This is a genomic window from Phascolarctobacterium succinatutens, from assembly GCF_958453765.1.
Classification (GTDB): Bacteria; Bacillota; Negativicutes; order Acidaminococcales; family Acidaminococcaceae; genus Phascolarctobacterium_A; species Phascolarctobacterium_A succinatutens_B.
This window is the reverse complement of sequence record NZ_CAUDZA010000028.1, coordinates 12981-31510: the sequence shown is the minus strand read 5'-3', so window position 1 is coordinate 31510 and position 18530 is coordinate 12981. Positions and strand designations below refer to the sequence as shown.

The window sequence follows — 18530 nt, the reverse complement described above, 5'->3', positions numbered from 1 at the left end:
CAAATAAATTTTTTGGAGGTTTCCGATGGCTCTGTTATCCTTGGGTTTTTTACTGCTGGCGATAATGCTTGGTTTTATCCGTAAAATGAATACGGGTCTTTTGTGCATAGCTTTTGCCTTGCTTTTGGGACGTATGGCAGGCATCAGTGATGCGGAAATTATTAAAGGCTTCAATGCTTCTTTGTTTCTGATGCTTTTGGGTGTAACTTATTTGTTCAGTTTGGCACAGATTAACGGCAGTCTGGATTTACTGGCACAAAAAGTTATTTCCTTGGCAGGTAAGCGTGTTTACCTGATTCCGATCATTATTTATGTATTCTCGATTATACTTGCTGCGCTTGGTCCCGGCTCTGTACCGACTATGGCTATAATGATGGTTTTTTCCATGTCCTTGGCAGCAGAAATGAAAATCAGTCCAGTGCTGCTTTCAACCTTAACTGTTTTGGGTTCTTGCGCCGGTGGTTTATCACCGCTTGCTGCTACCGGCATTATCGGTGCGAATCTGTGCGCAGAGTTTGGCCTGACAGGTATTGAAAATGATTTTCTTATGAATGGTATTCTTTCATTTACTATTTATGCCGTTATTATCTATATTTTGTTGGGAGGCTATAAGCTGCGTTCTGCTGCTGTGGAGCAGAAAAAAGAAGTTCCCTGCTTTAACAAAAGGCAGCTGACGACTATTGCCGGTATTGTAGTGATGGTGCTTATGGTTATGCTTTTGCGTATTAATGTCGGACTGGTCAGCTTTGCAGTTGCTGCGGTATTGTCCTTTTTACGTGTTTCCGATGAGAGCAAAGCTATCAGGCACATTCCTTGGAATACGCTGCTGCTGATTACCGGTGTCGGTGTTTTGATGCAGCTGATTATAGATCTCGGCGGTATTGAGGTGCTTTCCAATGTGCTTGTTTCGCTGATGAGCGCTAAAAGTGCTGCCGCTGTTATGGGACTTACCTCCGGTATTATGAGCTGGTTCAGCTCAAGCAGCGGTGTTGTTATGCCTACGCTGCTGCCGACTGTGCCGCATGTTGCCCAGCAGCTTGGCGGGGTGAATGAGTTCGAATTGGCTTCCTCGATTACAACGATTTCACATGTCGCTGCCATCAGTCCGCTTTCTACAGGCGGTGCGTTGGCGTTGGCAGCATATGCTTCGGCCGCTAATGCTAATCAGAAGCAGCAGCAGAATCTGTTTATGAAAATGTTCGGCGTTTCTGCGCTGGGCGTTTCCGTGTTGTGTGTTTTCTCTTATTTCGGCATGTTCCATTGGCTGCTGTGAGATAGAAGCTTAATAAATTATTTTGGTCTTCGTGCATATTCGTATGTGTGCGAAGACTTTTTTGTTGCAGCGTGCATAAAAAACTCACGTTGATTACAGTAATACAAAAAGCCGCCGGCTCAGAGAACAATCTCCTGAGCCGGCGGCTTTTTGTGTGCCTTACGGCACCATGATAAATTCTGCTATAAACACCACTGCACAGCAGCAGCAAGCCACATGAAAAAGGCTCATGCTGCGCCAGGCGGTGACAACGCCGATGCCGAGGGCAAGTGCACCTGCAGCAGGTGTCTGCGTTTCCTGCAGGATTGCAGGAAAGGTCATTACTGCGAGAGTCGTGTAGGGGACATAATATAAAAAGGAACGGATGAAGGGATTTTTGATTTCCTTACGGATGAGTGTGAGCGGAAGCACGCGGATAGCGTAGGTAACAAGTGCCATTACGGCAATATAAATGTAAATATTATGTTCCATATGCTAGTCCTCCTTTTGCTGGGACTGTACTGGCCTAAGCCAGGCTGCAGCCGCTGCGATGACTACAGTGAGGATAATGGTACGTGTACCGCCGGTAAGCTGTGCCAACGGCTGCAGATATGCTGCTGCGAAGCTGGCGACGAAGCTTGTGATTACAACAGTGAGAATGATACGGCTTTCGCGTGCCGGCGGAATGATAATAGCAAGGAACATGCCAAACAGCGCAACGCTCAGTGCGCTGACAATGCGATCAGGCAGCGCTGCACCGGCGATAATGCCGCAGGCTGTGCCAATCGACCAGCCAGGAATTGCTACGGCCATACCGCCATAGTAATAGTATGGATTTAAAACACCGGGACGGGAGATAGCAATCCCGAAAAGCTCATCCGTTACAGCAAAGGCCATAGCCAGACGATGTATAAAGCCTTGCGCGTTGCTGAGCCTTTGGCTCAGCGCGCAGCTCATTAGCATGTAGCGTGCATTGGCGATGAGGGTGACCAGTGCTATTTCGGTATAGCTGGCATTTTGACCTATGAGGGTAATGGCGGCAAATTCACCGGCTGAAGTGTTGTTGAGCAGGCTTGTTAAAAAGCCCTGGAATACAGAAAGCCCGGATGTGCGGCAAATAATTCCCAGAGAAAAGGCTACGGCAAAATATCCCAATCCTATGGGGATGCCGTCGTGAAGGCCTTGGCGGAAGGCAACCGTATTGCTTGAAGCATTATTAGTATATACATGATCAATATTTTTGGTTGAAATTTGCATCATAATACACCACAACAATCATAAAAAAATCCAAAAAACAAAAAAATCAAAATATAATAATGCTAAGTGTTGGAAATTTTACCCGTAAGCCCCAAACGGAAGGCTTACGGGTAGAAATGCTTTGGTAAACGCTGAGGGGATGGCGCTTGCCGATATTTTTATTTAAGCAGTTCCTGAGCAACAAGATGTCCCATTTCAGAGGTAGAAACCTTCTTCAGACCTTCTGCATAAAGGTCTGGAGTGCGGTAGCCTTGCTCCATAACTGCGTCAACAGCTGCTTCCATTGCGTCTGCTGCTTCATTTTGGTTCAGGGAGTAACGCAGCATCATAGCGACGCTGAGAATGGTTGCCAGCGGGTTAGCAATACCCTGACCGGCAATGTCCGGTGCGCTGCCGTGGATAGGCTCGTACATACCGGTGCCGTCGCCGAGGCTGGCGCTCGGAAGCAGGCCGATGCTGCCTGCGATGGTGCTGGCTTCGTCACTGAGGATATCGCCAAAGATATTGTTGGTCAAAATAACGTCAAACTGCTTCGGATTCAGCACTAACTGCATAGCGCAGTTGTCAACATAGAAGTTGTTCAGCTCTACTTCAGGATAATCCTTTGCCTGCATTTCGGCAACAATTTTACGCCACATGCGGCTTGAACCCAATACATTGGCTTTATCAACGCTGGTTACCTTGCCGCGGCGTTTTTTGGCAGCTTCAAATGCAAAACGGGCAATGCGTTCTACCTCCGGACGGGTATAAAGCTCAATATCGCTTGCTTCCTCAACACCGTCAGCATTGAGGTGCGCTTCGGTATGCTCACCGAAGTAGATACCGCCGGTAAGCTCACGTACGATTAACAGGTCGGCGCCTTCGGCACGTTCTGCCTTCAGCGGAGAAAGATGCGCCGTGAATTTGGAAACGGTCATCGGGCGCAGGTTGCAGTACAGGCCCAAAGCCTTGCGGATACCAAGCAGGCCTTTTTCCGGACGGATATCCGGAGCAACATTATCCCATTTCGGTCCGCCGACAGCACCGAGCAGCACAGCGTCAGCAGCCTTAGCACTGGCAATGGTTGCTTCCGGCAGGGGAACGCCGGTTGCATCGATTGCGCAGCCGCCGATGAGCTGCTTGTCATATTCAATTTCAAAGCCGAATTTTTTGGCAGCAGCGTCGAGAACCTCTACAGCTGCATCAACTATTTCTACACCAATGCCGTCACCTGGCAGTAAGCAAATCTTCATTATTTGTTTTCTCCTTTAATATAATTAATCAGGCCGCCGCAGTCTGCGATATGCTGGATAAATTCCGGCAGCGGTTTTGTTTTGATCGTAATATTTTTATTGAGGATTTTGATTTCACCCTTGTTTACATCAACGTCGATTTCATCGCCTGGTTCAATCTTTTCTACGTCGGCGCCTATTTCCAGCACCGGCAGGCCGATGTTAATCGCATTGCGGTAGAAGATACGGGCAAAGCTGTCTGCTACGATGCATTTGATGCCCTTAACCTTTAATACTACAGGGGCATGCTCACGGGAGGAGCCGCAGCCGAAGTTTTTGCCTGCTACGATGTAATCGCCTGGTTGTACGTTGGCAGCGAAGTTAATTTCCAGGTTTTCCTTCGCATCCTCCATAGCGTGCTCTGCTAACTCCTTGAAATCGGCAATGTTCAGATATCTTGCCGGAATAATAACGTCTGTATCGATGTGGTCGCCGTAACGCCAAACTTTGCTCATTTTACTACCTCCTCAGGGCTGGTGATATAACCGGTGATGGCACTGGCTGCAGCGGTATAGGGACTTGCCAGATAAACTTCGCTGTCGACATGGCCCATGCGGCCGCGGAAGTTACGGTTGGTGGTGGAAACAGCGCGCTCGCCTGCTGCGAGGATACCCATGTAACCGCCCAGGCAGGGACCGCAGGTCGGAGTAGAAATGGCAGCACCGGCATCAATAAAGGTGTCTATGTAACCGCGGTGCATAGCCTCCTGATAAATCTGCTGGGTTGCCGGGATGATAATCATACGCACATGGTCGCAAACCTTGTGACCTTTGAGAATTTCGGCAGCCTGCTCCAAATCCTCCAGACGGCCGTTGGTGCAGGAACCGATGACAACCTGGTCGATTTTGATTGCATGACCTTCCTTAGCAGGATGAGTGTTTTCTGGCAGATGCGGATAAGCAACTACAGGAACAAGCTCGTCGAGCTTAATATCGAGTACACGGGCATATTCAGCGTCCTCGTCCGCAGTAACTGCTTCCCATTCACGGGTTACGCCGCGTTCTTTTAAGAATGCGATGGTTTTTTCATCAACAGGGAAAATACCGTTTTTGCCGCCGGCTTCGATAGCCATGTTGCAGATAGTCAGGCGGTCGGCCATCGAAAGCTCGCTGACACCTTCGCCGATGAATTCCAAAGATTGGTAACGGGCACCGTCAACGCCAATCATACCGATGATGGTCAGGATGATGTCCTTGCCTTTAACGTATTTCGGCAGCTTGCCGGTCAAGTTAACCTTGATAGCCTGCGGAACCTTGAACCAGGAGGTACCGCTGGCCATAGCGCAGCCAATATCGGTCTGGCCCATACCGGTGCTCAGTGCGTTAAGCGCACCGTAGGTGCAGGTGTGGGAGTCGGCGCCGATGATGATTTCGCCGGGAGCAACAAGGCCTTTATCAGGCAGCAGTGCATGCTCGATACCCATCTGGCCCACTTCAAAGTAGTTTTTGATTTCGTGCTTGCGGGCAAAGTCGCGCATACGCTTGCACATGGTTGCGGATTTGATATCCTTGCAGGGGGAGAAATGGTCCGGAACCAGAGCAATTTTGTTTTTATCAAATACCGGCTTGCCGATTTTTTCAAATTCGTTGATAGCCGGAGGACCGGTAATATCATTAGCTAATACTAAATCTACTTGAGAAACAAGCAGGTCGCCGGCGCTTACGCTGTCGCGGTGAGCGTGCTTGGCTAAGATTTTTTGCGTCATTGTCATTCCCATAAAATTAACCTTCTTCCTTATAATAAAAATAGCCCCTATCTGCGCTTGCAGATAGGGGCGAAATTTTTTCGCGGTACCACCCTAAGTTGTACTTAATTTTCCCGATTAGCGAATCGGCAGCGTAACGTGCTGGAAGCGTCTGCTCCTACTTGGTTCAGAGAAGCTGCTCGCGGGTGAGCTTCTTTGCCTGCTTGTTGGCGGCTTGCACCTTACGCCGTCTCTCTGGATGCTGGGGCAGGTAAATTTTCCCGGTCATTGCATTTTGTTCTTAAATTAAAACAAACACATCGCTGTGTTCTTCACATTATCGCAATATCGTTTAGATTTGTCAAGAGTAGTGTTAAGAAATGTGAGGAAAAAAGCTCGAAATGTTCACTGGAGAGATTATAGTGTATATTATGAAACAGTTTGTTGTTTTAGTGACTAAAGTTATTGCTATGGAGTTTCTTTGCTGTGTACGTTTTCAGCTAATGCACCGGTTATATCGTAGCAATAGTAAGTGAAATCTTCGCAAACTAAACGCTTTTCTGCGGATTTGCTGCTTCCCACGTTGCACTTTCCCTGCAAGATAAGCTATAATATAGATAAATATACCTAGCAATAGCTAAATTTACGATATAGGAGAAAACAAAATGTTTATTGACAGAGCGAGAATTTATGTAGAAGCAGGCGATGGCGGCGACGGCATGAGCAGCTTCCGCAGAGAAAAATTTGTAGAAAAGGGTGGCCCGAACGGTGGTAACGGCGGTCGCGGCGGTGATGTTGTCCTGATTGCGGACAAAAATCTCAATACCCTGATTGACTTCCGTTACAAGAGAAAATATGTTGCTAAGCGCGGCGGTCAGGGTGGCACCAAAAACTGCACCGGTGTACGCGCTGATACCGTATTCGTTAAGGTGCCGATGGGAACCTTGGTACGTGACGACGCTACCGGTGCCGTTATGGCAGACCTTGTTGAGGACGGCCAGACCTATACGGCTGCTAAAGGCGGCCGCGGCGGCAAGGGCAATGCCTGCTATGTTACCAGCACTAATCGTGCACCGACCTTTGCTGAAAAGGGCGAACCCGGTGAAAACCGTTGGCTGAAGCTGGAGCTGAAGCTGTTGGCTGACGTTGGCCTGGTAGGCTATCCCAGCGTAGGCAAGTCCAGCATTATCGCACAGGTGAGCGCTGCCCGCCCAGAAATTGCTGCCTACCATTTTACAACGCTGTCCCCGGTTTTGGGCGTGGTACGTCTGGATGAGGAGCGCAGCTTTGTGCTGGCGGATATCCCCGGTTTGATTGAAGGTGCACATGAGGGCGTTGGCCTTGGCCATGACTTTCTGCGTCATGTAGAGCGTACTAAGGTACTGCTGCATATTGTTGACGTTGCAGGCGTTGACGGCCGTGATCCGATTGAGGATTTTGACAAAATCAATACAGAGCTGGCAGAATACAGCGAGCGTCTGGCACGTCGTAAGCAACTGGTTGTTGCCAACAAAATGGACCTGCCGGAAGCGCAGGAAAACTTTGAGCGCTTAAAGGAATACGTTGAAGCTAAAGGCTACGAAATCTGTAAGGCAAGTGCTGCTACCGGCGAAGGTCTGCGTGAGCTGATGTTTAAGGCTTACGACCTGCTGCAGCAGTATGTTCCGGAAGAGGATGAAGAAGACCTGGCACGCTTTGACGAAATTGATCCGGACAGCTATGAAATTGTTGTCGGCAATGATACCGACTGGGAGGTTCGCGGCAAGAACATCGAGCGTCTTGTTGCTATGACTAACTTTGATAATGACGAGGCACTTTACCGCTTCCAGCTGATTTGGAAACGTCTTGGCATTGACGAGGCGCTGAAGGAGAGAGGTGTACAGGAAGGTCAGAGTGTGCGTATTAGGGATATGGTTTTCGACTACAAGGAGTAGTGAGTACGCAGATAATGCACCGTCTGCGTCATGAAGTCTCCTCGACGTACATGAAGTACGCCGTCGTCGACTTCATTTAGCATCCGATACATTCTCTGCGTCCTTGGCGAAAAAGACGTATTGCATATAACGTATCGTCTGCGTCATGAAATTTCCTCGACGTACGAGGAGTACGCCGTCGTCAATTTCATTTAGCATCCGACACATTCTCTGCGCCCTTGGTGAAAGGGATATATTGCGGCTAACGCACAAAATAAAAAACTAGAACTGCAGGTGAGGGGAAATGTTAAACAATGAAACAAGCCGTGAGGCTTTAAAAAAGGCTAAGCGTATTGTCATTAAGGTTGGTACGAGTACGATTACCTATGCCAACGGCAAGCGCAATTTTAGTCAGATTGACCGCTTAGCGCGCGAAATCAGTGATTTGCAGAATCAGGGCAAGGAAATGATTCTGGTAACCAGCGGTGCTGTGGCTGTGGGCGTGGACCGTATGGGCTTGCCGGGCAAGCCTAAAACTATTCCCGGCAAGCAGGCCGCTGCTGCCGTAGGTCAGGGCGTTCTTATGCACACCTACGAAAAATTCTTTGCCGATTACGGTCAGATCGTGGCGCAGGTGCTGATTACCAAAACGGAGGCCATTGACCGCCATCGTTATACAAATACGCGTAATACCTTTATGGAGCTGATGCGTCAGTGTGTTATCCCTATCGTCAACGAAAATGACGTTGTGGCACTTGATGAGCTTAAAATCGGCGATAACGATAATATGTCTGCTCTTGTTGCAGGCATTGTGGATGCTGACCTTGTTATCATTCTTTCTGATGTTGACGGCCTGTATACAGCTAATCCGCAAACGCATCCCGATGCGGTTATTGTGCCTGAGGTTGCGGAAATCACTCCGGAGATTGAGGCAAGTGCCGGCGGTGTCGGCTCTGCCCGCGGTACAGGCGGTATGGCGACTAAGATTCAGGCTGCCAAGGCTGCGACAAGCAGCGGTATTCATCTGGTAATTGCCAGCGGTACCGAAAAGAATGCCATTACCCGTGTGCTGCAGGGTGAAGAGCTGGGAACCTTGTTCGTGAGCCGTGAAAACCGTCTGCAGTTCCGCAAGCGCTGGCTGGCCTTTGGTGCCAAGATTGCCGGCAGTATTGTTGTGGATGATGGTTGCGCCAAGGCTATCCGCAAGGCCGGCGGCTGCAGCATTCTGCCAGCAGGCGTGTTTGCCGTGCAGGGTGAATTTTTGCCGGGTAGTACGGTGAGCGTTATCGATAAGGATGCGCATGAGCTGGCGCGTGGTTTAGTGCATTATTCTTCTGCCGAGCTGGAGCAGATTAAGGGCTGCAATTCCGGCGAGATTGCAAATATTCTGGGACATAAAAATTTTGATGAGGTTATCCACCGCGATGACCTGGTTATTTTATAAGGCAGGGTGAGGATTATGGCAACGTATGAACTGGTGAAGGCTAAGGCGCAGGCTGCAAAGCAGGCTGCAGCAAAGCTTGCCGTTACTTCTACCGCAGTTAAGAATGCGGCACTTTTGGCGATGGCTGCTGCGCTTGAGGCACAACAGTCTGAAATTTTAGCTGCGAATGAGCGTGATATGACTGCTGCTGCAGCCAAGGGCATGAAAAGCTCAATGCTGGACCGTCTGAAGCTGACTGCCGAGCGCATCAGCGGTATGGCTGACGGCCTGCGTCAGGTAGCAGGCCTGGCTGACCCTGTTGGTAATGTTATTGACGGTAAAACTCTGCCTAACGGTCTGCATATTACTAAAATTCGCGTTCCCTTGGGTGTTATCGGTATTATTTACGAGGCACGTCCCAACGTTACGGCGGATGCCGCAGGCCTGTGCCTGAAGTCCGGCAATGCTGTTATCCTTAAGGGCGGCAGTGAGGCGATGGAGTCCAATAAAACTGTTGCTGCGATTTTGGCGCAGGCTGCGGAGGGTGCAGGCATTCCTGCGGGCTCTATTCAGTTTATTGATACCAGTGACAGACAGGCTGTGCAGGATTTAATCCATATGAATGGCCTTGTCGACGTGGTTATTCCTCGCGGCGGTGCCGGGCTGATTCAGGCGGTGGTGCGTAATGCCAGCGTGCCGGTTATCGAAACAGGTGCGGGCGTATGTCATACCTATGTGGACAAGGATGCTAATGTGGAGATGGCGATGAAGATTGCCTTCAATGCCAAGGTACAGCGTCCTTCAGTATGCAATGCAATGGAAACACTGCTGGTGCACAAGGATATTGCGGATAAATTCTTGCCGATGATGCTGATGATGTATAATTCCTCTGCCGTAGAAATACGCGGTGACAAGGCTGTTCAGGAGTACAGCGGTCAGGTGCATCCGGCAACTGAAGAAGACTGGTCTACGGAATACGGCGATTTGCGCCTTTCCGTAAAGATTGTGGACAGCATTGAGGAAGCTATGGCACATATTGCCAAATACGGCACCGGTCACAGCGAATGTATTGTTACCGATAATTATCAGGCGGCACAGATTTTCCAATATACCGTGGATGCTGCTGCTGTTTACGTCAATGCTTCTACCCGTTTTACCGACGGCAACGAATTCGGCTTCGGTGCGGAAATCGGCATCAGCACACAAAAGCTGCATGCACGCGGACCGATGGCACTGCCGGAGCTTACGAGTACGAAGTACCTGATTAACGGTAATGGTCAGGTGCGCAAATAGGCTCTCATGTACTTAAGTTGCTGAATGGTTAGCAATGAAAAACCTCAGGGATGACAGATGTTACTTAAGGCTGACGTAATATCAGATGCTATGCTTTAATAAAGCATAATACTTATTGAAACCCGCTTCAATGGCGTAAGCCGGCGAAGCGGTGTTTTGCTTTTGCAGGAAAGCTGTCTGATGCAGGTAAATTTCACATTTTTGCACCGATTTTTATTGCCTGAGGTATATGCTTTAAGTGTAAAATTTGATATAATTAATTGGATAAGATTGCTTTGTTGCTATTGCACAATTTAGAAAGCTGGAGGGAACTCTTTTGGAAGAATTGTATCGTGAAGAATCTGGAACAAGTACGCAAAGAAAAATCTTTGCAGTGATTGCCTTGCTGATGATTGCGAGCCTTTATTGGCATGAATGGACCTGGCTGCAGGAACATAGACGCTTTGATATGCTGGGCTGGGGTATGGATACAGTGCTTTTGGCTCTGTGGATTTGGCGTGTAGCCTTTGGCTATACTCTGATACTCTACAAGGATATGAAGCTTGAGGTAATCAGCCACGGCTTAGGATTTATTAAACGCAGTTATGTTGTTGACCTGACCCGTACAGAAAGCTTTACCGATAAATATGTAAAGAGCTTTTTCCGTAAAACAGCGATTAAGCATTACATCCATCGCTATAATTCACTTGATGAAAATCCGCAGCGCTTGCTGGTGTTTACCGAAGGCAAGAAAAATAAGCTGGCGGGTTTGCTGTTTAAATCCAGTGATGAGTTTGTCCGTGTATTGCGTAAGGAAATGCCGGATAAATTTATTCAGCTTTAATTGATGATTGTTTTTGATATAGGAGGCTTTGAGATATGGAAACTATAGCTAACGTAGAACCGGTGGTTGTCTGCGCCCGCGTTATGCAAATATTTTTTGGTTCTTTTATTTACATTTATCTGATTGCCAAGCTAGTTGGCCCCGATAACAAATTGGCGTGGTTCAGAAAACGTAAAAAATATACTTTTTTTAACCGCCGTGGTATTTTCGGCGAGGATATCAACTTCGGTTATCCTGTATGCTGGCAAGGCGTTCTTGTTTTCCTGGCAATTTACGGCGTAGTTTTCGGCTTTGGCTATTGGTATATTTTCGTACACGCTTATTAAGCTAAATATTTGGTAGAGGAAGGATTTGCTTCAATGGCAGAAATTAGAGGTATTATTGTTAAAAAGCAGGGCGAGCGCGCTGAGGTAAAGGTTGATAAAGCTGAAAGCGAACTGACAGGCCTGCCTAAATACATAGATTGCTGGAACCCGGTAGGTGCTAAGGCCGGCGATGTAGTAGGTGCGGAATACCGCGATTTTGACCAACGCAAGGCTAAGCTGGTTATTTACGGCCTGCCGGTGGCAGGTATTCTTGCAGGTGTTGCCTGCGGACACAGCATGGCTACATTCTTCCATATGGATGAATTGCCGTTTATCGCTGCCTGTATTGTTTTGTGGCTTTTGGTAACCGTAAACTATGCACGTATTTTTAAACGTGATGCGGTACGCGAAGGCAAGCAGGCTGTTATTTTTGAAATCCAGCAGCCGAAGATTGTTATTGATATGGGTAAAAAGGAATAGGCTGAAGCATGAAGGTTATTTTAGCATCAGCTTCTCCGCGCAGACAGGCGCTGCTGCAGCAAATAGGTATTACTCCGTTGGTTTGTCCGGCTGATTTTGCCGAAGGCAGCGGCACTGCCAGCCAGGCGCAGGAGGTTGCTTTGCATAACGCAGCCGGCAAATGCGCCGCTGTAGCAGCAAAAATGGGAGATGAGCTTCCTGTAATTGCTGCAGATACAATCGTAGTAATTGATAATGTTATTTTGGGCAAGCCGCAGGATGCAGCAGCTGCTAAGGCTATGCTGCAGCGTTTGTCCGGACGTACACATCAGGTTATGACAGGCGTTGCTGTATGTTATAAGGGACAAAAGATGTCCGAGGTGTGCGTTACTGATGTAAGCTTTCGGCAGCTGACTGCTGAAGAAATAGATGCTTATATTGCTACAGGCGAGCCTATGGATAAGGCAGGAGCCTATGGCATTCAGGGCAGAGGTGCTGTCCTGGTGGAAAAAATCAATGGCTGCTATAACAATGTTGTAGGCCTGCCGTTGTCATTGTTGTACTTAATGATGCAAAGATTGGGAGTATGAGGAGCTATGAAGAGTGACTAATCCTGCGGTAAGCAGGACCTGCGATTTTTGCAGTGATTTTAGTAGTATCGACAAAACAACAAACAAAGAAAGTATTAAAAATCTTCCCTTAGAGGACAGACCACGGGAAAAGCTTTTTCTGCGTGGAGTGGAAGCGCTGACGGATGCGGAGCTGCTGGCAATATTGTTGCGCACAGGCACTGCGCAAAAATCAGCGTTGGAGATTGCTAAGGAGCTCACAGCTGACGGAGGCCTGTACAGGCGTCTGGCAGGAGTGAGGGACTTAAATGAGCTTATGCAAATCAAGGGTATGGGGCAGGCCAAGGCAGCAACAGTTTTGGCAGCTCTGGAAATAGGCAGACGTATTGCGTCGGCCCGCCCTTTGGATAAAATCCATTTTGGCTGTCCGCAGGATGGTGCGGCATTTTTGATGCCACGCCTGCGTTATGCCACAAAGGAACAATTTTTAGTAATTTTGTTGAACAGTAAGAATAAAGTAATAGGCACAGAGCTGGTATCAGAGGGTTCGCTGACCAACTCGGTGGTGCATCCGCGTGAGGTATTTCTGCCGGCGATTCTGCAGCATGCAGCCTCTATCTGCGTGGCACATAATCATCCATCGGGTGATCCGATGCCAAGCATTGAGGACAGGCAGCTGACAGCTGTTTTGCTGGCGGCAGGACAAACGTTGGGGATTCCGCTTCTGGACCATCTGATTATCGGGGACGGTGCTTATTACAGCTTTCAGGAAGATGGAGCATTAGAAGTTTAGGAGGATAGTCGGAAATGAAGTTTACTTTCCCTAATATCAGTATTTTTAACAATATGTCGGATGACATGGGTATAGATTTGGGCACTGCAAATACGCTGGTGCATTGCAAGGATAAGGGTATTATTATCCGCGAACCGTCGGTAGTAGCTGTTGAAAAGGACACTAACGAGGTACTGGCAATCGGTGCGGAGGCTAAGAGAATGATTGGCCGTACTCCCGGTAACATTGTCGCTATCCGTCCGATGAAGGATGGCGTTATTGCCGACTATGAAATTACTCAGTCTATGCTGAAATATTTTATTAAGCAGGCTATGGGCAACCGTACCTTTGTACGTCCGCGTATTCTGGTTGGTGTGCCTTCCGGTGTTACCGAAGTAGAAAAGCGTGCAGTTGTTGATGCTACTATTGAAGCAGGTGCGCGTGAGGCTTACTTGATTGAAGAACCGATGGCGGCAGCAATCGGTGCAGGCTTGCCTGTACAGGAAGCAACCGGTAGCATGGTTGTTGATATCGGCGGCGGCACCTGTGAGGTTGCCGTAATTTCTCTGGGCGGCATTGTTGTCAGCAAGAGCGTACGCTGCGGCGGCGATGCTATCGACAGTGCTATTGTACGTTATATCCGCAAAGCCTTTAATATGTTTATCGGTGAGCGTACAGCAGAAAATATTAAAATTGAAATCGGTACCGCTATGAAGGTGGACGAGCCTGCTGTTATGGAAGTTCGCGGCCGCGACCTGCTCAGCGGTCTGCCTAAGAGTATAGAGGTTAATGCCAACCATGTTTGCGAAGCTGTTAACGAGCCTGTAAGCATGATTGTGGACGCTGTTCGTAACACCTTGGAGCGTACACCGCCTGAACTGTCCGCTGATATTATGGACCGTGGCATTGTTATGACAGGCGGCAGCTCTATGCTGCGCAATCTGGACAGACTTATTTCTCAGGAAACCGGTATGCCGGTATTCGTGTCCGATGAAGCTTTGAACTGTGTTGCTCTCGGCACCGGTATTGCTGTAGAAAATATTGACATTTACCGCAAAGGCTTTATGACCTCTAAATAAGTAGGAATGCAGCATGAATAAGAAGGTTATGTTGGTAGTTCTGTTTGTTCTGGTCCTGTTTTCCATGCTGGCGATGGCCGTAGCAGGCAGAAGCCGTTTTCCTTTGGTCAACAGAGCGGTGGCGGCAGTAGTGCTGCCGGTAGAAAGTATGCTGACCGGGTTAGGCAATGCCAGTGATGGCGTGCGTGGCTATTGGAAGGCACTGACAGTAATGCAGAGCGAAAATGCAAAGCTGAAACAAGAAAATATTGAGCTGCGTAATGCCAATATCCAGATGGCTTCGATGTATGCAGAAAACAGGCAGCTGAGAGGCTTGTTGGAGTATAAGGAGCAGCACAAATCGCAGAAGGTTGTAGCAGCAAAGGTAATTGCCCGCAGCTTCGGCGATTTACGTGACTGCATATATATCGCTGCCGGTAAGGACAGAGGCCTGGCACCTGATATGGCTGTAGTAAACGGCGGCTTGGTAGGCGTGGTTGACGAGGTATATGATGATTATGCCCGTGTACTTTTGCTCACCTCTCCGCGTTGTCGTGTAGGTGCTAGGGTATTGCGCGCTGATTCACGTGCTGTCGGTGTAGCCGGCGGTGTCAGCGGCAAGGATAAGCTGCTGTTGGAGCATATTTACCGCGAAGCAAGCCTGCGTGAGGGCGATATTATCGTTACCAGCGGTTATAGCGGCACTCATCCAGCAGATATTCTTATCGGTAAGGTTACTGCTACTCATATGGATAGTGTAGGTCTGCTGCAGGAAGCAGATATTGTACCTGCTGCTGATATTGCAGATGTTGAACAGGTATTGGTTATTGTTGGCTTTACGCCGGAAGCGAAAATTGTATTACAGGGAGGACAGGCAAAATGAGGAGACTGATTTGGCCCGTCCTGTTTCTGTTCTTAATGCTGCTGCAGGGTTCGATGTCCGTATATTATACGGGCTGGCTTTCCTGTGATTTGCTGCTTTTGGCGGTATATGCATATGCGCTGCTGCGCGGCGAAAAAGCTGGTGCGGTAGTCGGCGGTATCACCGGACTGCTGCAGGATGCAATGACGGTGGGTATTTTTGGCTTCCATATTCTCAGTCGTATCTGTGTAGGTTATATAGTGGGCCTGACAAAGGAAAAGGTGTTTAAGGATAATTATCTTTATCATATGAGCGCTATTGCGACGATTACTTTTATCCTGCGTTTTGTTTACTGGTGGCTGGAACTTTTGCGCAGTGGCGGACGCTGGAGCATATTTTTTGCATATTTATGGGATTCCCTGGGCTATATTATAGGCAATGCGCTGTTGGTATGGCCTGTTGTAGTTATAATGAAGATGATTTATGAATGGATCAGAAAAGAAGATATATCTTATTAACCAGGAAGCAGGAAAGGAGACAGACGTAGCCTATGGAAGATAGAAACCGGATAACCAGATTGCACACCTTGCTGGTTGTGTGTCTGGTATTATTTGCTGTGCTGCTGGGACGAATGGTTTATTTGCAGCTGTGGCGCGGTGATTACTACGCTAAGCAATCTGACGGCAACAGGCTGCGCCAGTCGCGTATTCTTGCTCCACGCGGAATTATTTATGATAGCGAAGGTAAAGAGCTGGTAAATAATTTGCCCGGTTATGCCGTAGTATTGCAGAAGCAGTCCAGCTATAAACCGGAAACACTGCAGCGCCTCAGTAATTTGCTGCAGATGCCTGTAGAAGAAATTAACGCTAAAATTAAGGCGAGTGAAAATTTTTATGAACCGATTTTGCTGAAAAATAATCTTGATCAGCAGATGGTAACCAAAATAGAAGAACAGCGCCGCTATATGCCGGAGGTTATGCTTTCGGTGCAGCCTATTCGCAATTACCCATATCATGAGCTTGCTGTACATGCTTTGGGTTACGTAGGCGAGGTAAGTGCTTATGAAATTGAGCAGGGCTTGTTCAAGAATATTACTCAGGGCAGTCTTGTCGGTAAGGGCGGACTGGAAAAGACTTATGATAAATATCTGCGCGGTGAGGATGGCGCCTTTATGGAGGAGGTTGACGTTGCCGGTAACGTTGTCAAGCATTACGATTCCGTGCAACCTATTCCCGGCAAAAATCTGAAGCTGACGATAGATTACGAGCTGCAAAAGGAGCTGGAGGCTTTTACAGATAAGCATCTTGCCTTTCTGAGAAGCTCCGGTATTGCTCCCGGAGCGAGAGCAGCGGCGGTAGTAGCCATCGATCCGCGTAATGGCGCGGTAAGGGCGATGGTCAGCCGTCCGGGGTATGACCCCAACTGGTTTGTGCACGGTATTTCCTCAAAGAATTGGAACTCCATCAATAACGATCCCAATTACCCGATGAATAACAAGGTTATTACCGGTGAATATCCTCCGGGCTCTACCTTTAAGATTGTTACCGGCAGTGCTGCCTTTGAACTGAAAAAGGTTGGCTTGAACGAGCCCATTTTCGACGGTGGTTTTCATCCTATGGTTCCTACTATGGGTAACGCCGGCGGCGAGGTTTTAGGCTGGCTGACATTTATCAAAGCGTTGGCGATGAGTGATAACGTTTATTTTTACGAGCTTGGTTATCGCGTCGGCATTGATAATATTGAAAAATATGCGCATATCTTTGGCTTTGGCGAACGCACCGGTATTGACCTGGAAGGCGAAAGCAAAGGCCTTGTTGCCTCTAAAAAAGTAAAGCGTAAAATCTGGGATGAGGACTGGCGCTTAGGCGATACCTTCAACGCTGCTATCGGTCAGGGCTTCAACCTGACGACACCGATTCAGCTTTCTGTTATGCTGAGTATTGTTGCTAATGGCGGTACCAAGTATCAGCCATATCTGGTTGACAGTATTATAAACAGTGACGGCAGTCTTTTTGAAAAGCCTAAACGTGCTGAAGGCAAGCATATTGATGTATCACAGCAGACAATTGACTATATCCGCATGGGCATGAGTGCTACTACGCAGGAGGGCGGTACGGCATCGTACTTTGCCGGCCTGCCTAAGCCTATTGCCGGTAAAACCGGTACTGCCGAAAACTCTCATGGACGTGACCATGGTTTGTTTGTAGCCTATGGACCGGTAGATGACCCGGAGCTTGTTGTAGTCTGCATTGTGGAACAGGGCGGTTTCGGCTCTGTTGCTGCAGGCCCTATTGTTTATAAAGCATTTGAAGAATTTTTCCAGGAAAGGGGTTATATGCCCCGCCCTGATAAGGCTGCCCCTAAGAAGGACACCATCCAATAATGCAGGAAGGAGTACATTGTGGATTTAAAACGTATCCTGAAAAATCTTGACTGGTGGCTGATTGCTGCTGTGTTAATACTTATGGGCTGTGGCTTGGGACTTATCGACAGTGCTACCCATTCCTTTGCTGTCAGCACCGGTAAGGCCTGGCATGTGCAGCGCCAAAGTATGTTCATGCTCTTTGGCCTGGCTATTGTTACTGTATCGTTGGCTTTTGATTACCGTGTTCTCAAAAATTATGCCACCAAGCTGTATATAATTAATATCATACTGCTTTTAGCGGTAATGTTTGTAGGACAAAGTCAATTGGGCGCACAGCGCTGGATTCAAATAGGCTCTATGTCGTTTCAGCCCAGTGAATTTGCTAAGGTTTTTCTCATTATCTGCTTAGCTACCTTTATGGATAAGCGAATTGAATGGCTGGAGGAATTTAAGGATTACCTGCCGGTTTTTGCATATATTCTGGTGCCGTTTATACTTGTTATGCGTCAGCCGGACTTAGGAACCTCGCTGACCTTTATTGCTATCCTTATAGGTATGATTTTTGTCAGCGGCTTCAAATATAAATGGTTCTTCCGCATGGGACTGGCTTTTATGGCCTTGATGCCGGCCTTTTGGATGATTCTGAAGGATTATCAGAAGAACCGTATCCGTGTTTTTCTGAATCCGGAGCTTGATCCTTTCGGTAGCGGTTATCATGTTATTCAGTCAAAAATTGCTATCGGCAGCGGCGGCTTCCTAGGCAAAGGCTGGCTGGCAGGAACGCAGAGCCAGCTGAACTTTTTGCCGGAAAACCATACGGACTTTATATTTGCTGTTGCCGGTGAAGAGTTTGGCTTTATCGGAACGGTGTTTATCATCAGCATGTATATGATTATTATTTGGCGCGGTATTGCGATTGCGCTTGATGCGGATGATACCTTCGGTATGCTTTTGGCAACCGGCGTAACGTCCATGTTTATGTTCCATGTTATGGTCAACATTGGTATGACTGCCGGTATTATGCCTGTAACCGGTGTACCTTTGCCGTTTTTGAGCTATGGCGTCAGCTCGCTGACAACGAACCTTATGTTGGTGGCGATTTTGTTGAATATTAAGGTGAAAAAACAGAACTTACAGTTCTAAGGATGATGATATCAACCTTTTTATAAAATATTATAGGAATCGGTCGACGCTAAAGCATCATATCAGATAAATATTGACGAA

Annotated in this window: 20 protein-coding genes and 1 other annotated feature; of the genes, 14 read left to right on the top strand and 6 right to left on the bottom strand. The window is 47.9% G+C overall.

Annotation, left to right across the window (positions count from 1 at the left end):
* Positions 1–25 precede the first annotated feature (25 nt).
* The gene (locus Q7Q81_RS09630; RefSeq protein WP_293809999.1) at positions 26–1273 is read left to right on the top strand and encodes an SLC13 family permease; all 1248 of its coding nucleotides are present in this window, start codon (positions 26–28) and stop codon (positions 1271–1273) included.
* Positions 1274–1432: 159 nt separating this feature from the next.
* Here the strand turns inward: Q7Q81_RS09630 and Q7Q81_RS09625 are convergent, their stop codons facing one another.
* The 5 genes from Q7Q81_RS09625 to leuC all read right to left on the bottom strand — a co-directional run bounded on the left by Q7Q81_RS09625 (position 1433) and on the right by leuC (position 5497).
* Positions 1433–1744: an AzlD domain-containing protein gene (locus Q7Q81_RS09625; protein WP_304275691.1), complete on the bottom strand. Its 312-nt coding sequence runs from the start codon at positions 1742–1744 to the stop codon at positions 1433–1435.
* Between the two features lie 3 nt (positions 1745–1747).
* Positions 1748–2512, bottom strand: coding sequence for an AzlC family ABC transporter permease (locus Q7Q81_RS09620; protein ID WP_304275689.1), 765 nt, complete (start codon positions 2510–2512; stop codon positions 1748–1750).
* Between the two features lie 155 nt (positions 2513–2667).
* On the bottom strand, positions 2668–3741 hold the full coding sequence (leuB, locus tag Q7Q81_RS09615; protein ID WP_303679318.1) for a 3-isopropylmalate dehydrogenase: 1074 nt from the start codon (positions 3739–3741) through the stop codon (positions 2668–2670).
* Positions 3741–4235 (bottom strand): 3-isopropylmalate dehydratase small subunit, encoded by a 495-nt coding sequence (locus tag Q7Q81_RS09610; RefSeq protein WP_210683941.1) that lies wholly within the window; start codon positions 4233–4235, stop codon positions 3741–3743. The genes leuB and Q7Q81_RS09610 overlap by 1 nt, the downstream gene beginning before the upstream one ends.
* Positions 4232–5497, bottom strand: coding sequence for a 3-isopropylmalate dehydratase large subunit (leuC, locus tag Q7Q81_RS09605; RefSeq protein WP_304275685.1), 1266 nt, complete (start codon positions 5495–5497; stop codon positions 4232–4234). Before leuC ends, Q7Q81_RS09610 begins: the two co-directional genes overlap by 4 nt.
* Before the next feature lie 50 nt (positions 5498–5547).
* Positions 5548–5762: a binding site (T-box leader), on the bottom strand.
* Positions 5763–6129: 367 nt separating this feature from the next.
* Between leuC and obgE the strand changes: the two genes are divergently transcribed.
* Entirely contained in the window at positions 6130–7398 is a 1269-nt protein-coding gene (gene obgE / locus Q7Q81_RS09600) for a GTPase ObgE (protein ID WP_304275683.1), read from the top strand.
* Between the two features lie 72 nt (positions 7399–7470).
* Here obgE and Q7Q81_RS09595 read toward each other — a convergent pair whose 3' ends face one another.
* On the bottom strand, positions 7471–7596 hold the full coding sequence (locus tag Q7Q81_RS09595; RefSeq protein WP_304275681.1) for a hypothetical protein: 126 nt from the start codon (positions 7594–7596) through the stop codon (positions 7471–7473).
* 85 nt (positions 7597–7681) lie between these two features.
* Between Q7Q81_RS09595 and proB the strand changes: the two genes are divergently transcribed.
* From proB to rodA, 12 genes are all read left to right on the top strand, one after another.
* Positions 7682–8821, top strand: coding sequence for a glutamate 5-kinase (gene proB, locus Q7Q81_RS09590; protein WP_304275678.1), 1140 nt, complete (start codon positions 7682–7684; stop codon positions 8819–8821).
* Positions 8822–8836: 15 nt separating this feature from the next.
* On the top strand, positions 8837–10093 hold the full coding sequence (locus Q7Q81_RS09585) for a glutamate-5-semialdehyde dehydrogenase (RefSeq protein WP_304275675.1): 1257 nt from the start codon (positions 8837–8839) through the stop codon (positions 10091–10093).
* A 316-nt stretch (positions 10094–10409) separates the two neighbouring features.
* Positions 10410–10916, top strand: coding sequence for a hypothetical protein (locus tag Q7Q81_RS09580; RefSeq protein WP_009145328.1), 507 nt, complete (start codon positions 10410–10412; stop codon positions 10914–10916).
* A gap of 35 nt (positions 10917–10951) precedes the next feature.
* Positions 10952–11242 (top strand): hypothetical protein, encoded by a 291-nt coding sequence (locus tag Q7Q81_RS09575; protein ID WP_021720493.1) that lies wholly within the window; start codon positions 10952–10954, stop codon positions 11240–11242.
* A gap of 33 nt (positions 11243–11275) precedes the next feature.
* Complete coding sequence (locus Q7Q81_RS09570; RefSeq protein WP_304230189.1) at positions 11276–11701, top strand: SoxR reducing system RseC family protein; 426 nt, start codon at positions 11276–11278, stop codon at positions 11699–11701.
* Between the two features lie 8 nt (positions 11702–11709).
* On the top strand, positions 11710–12270 hold the full coding sequence (locus Q7Q81_RS09565; protein ID WP_021720491.1) for a Maf family protein: 561 nt from the start codon (positions 11710–11712) through the stop codon (positions 12268–12270).
* A gap of 13 nt (positions 12271–12283) precedes the next feature.
* Entirely contained in the window at positions 12284–13042 is a 759-nt protein-coding gene (gene radC, locus Q7Q81_RS09560; protein ID WP_299822316.1) for a RadC family protein, read from the top strand.
* 14 nt (positions 13043–13056) lie between these two features.
* Entirely contained in the window at positions 13057–14100 is a 1044-nt protein-coding gene (locus tag Q7Q81_RS09555) for a rod shape-determining protein (RefSeq protein WP_009145323.1), read from the top strand.
* 13 nt (positions 14101–14113) lie between these two features.
* Positions 14114–14962 carry a rod shape-determining protein MreC gene (mreC, locus tag Q7Q81_RS09550; RefSeq protein ID WP_304275672.1) on the top strand — a complete coding sequence of 283 codons (849 nt, stop codon included), beginning with the start codon at positions 14114–14116 and terminating at the stop codon, positions 14960–14962.
* On the top strand, positions 14959–15459 hold the full coding sequence (mreD, locus tag Q7Q81_RS09545) for a rod shape-determining protein MreD (RefSeq protein WP_293391293.1): 501 nt from the start codon (positions 14959–14961) through the stop codon (positions 15457–15459). Before mreC ends, mreD begins: the two co-directional genes overlap by 4 nt.
* Before the next feature lie 32 nt (positions 15460–15491).
* Entirely contained in the window at positions 15492–17324 is a 1833-nt protein-coding gene (gene mrdA, locus Q7Q81_RS09540) for a penicillin-binding protein 2 (protein WP_304275670.1), read from the top strand.
* An 18-nt stretch (positions 17325–17342) separates the two neighbouring features.
* Entirely contained in the window at positions 17343–18449 is a 1107-nt protein-coding gene (rodA, locus tag Q7Q81_RS09535) for a rod shape-determining protein RodA (RefSeq protein WP_304275667.1), read from the top strand.
* Positions 18450–18530 lie beyond the last annotated feature (81 nt).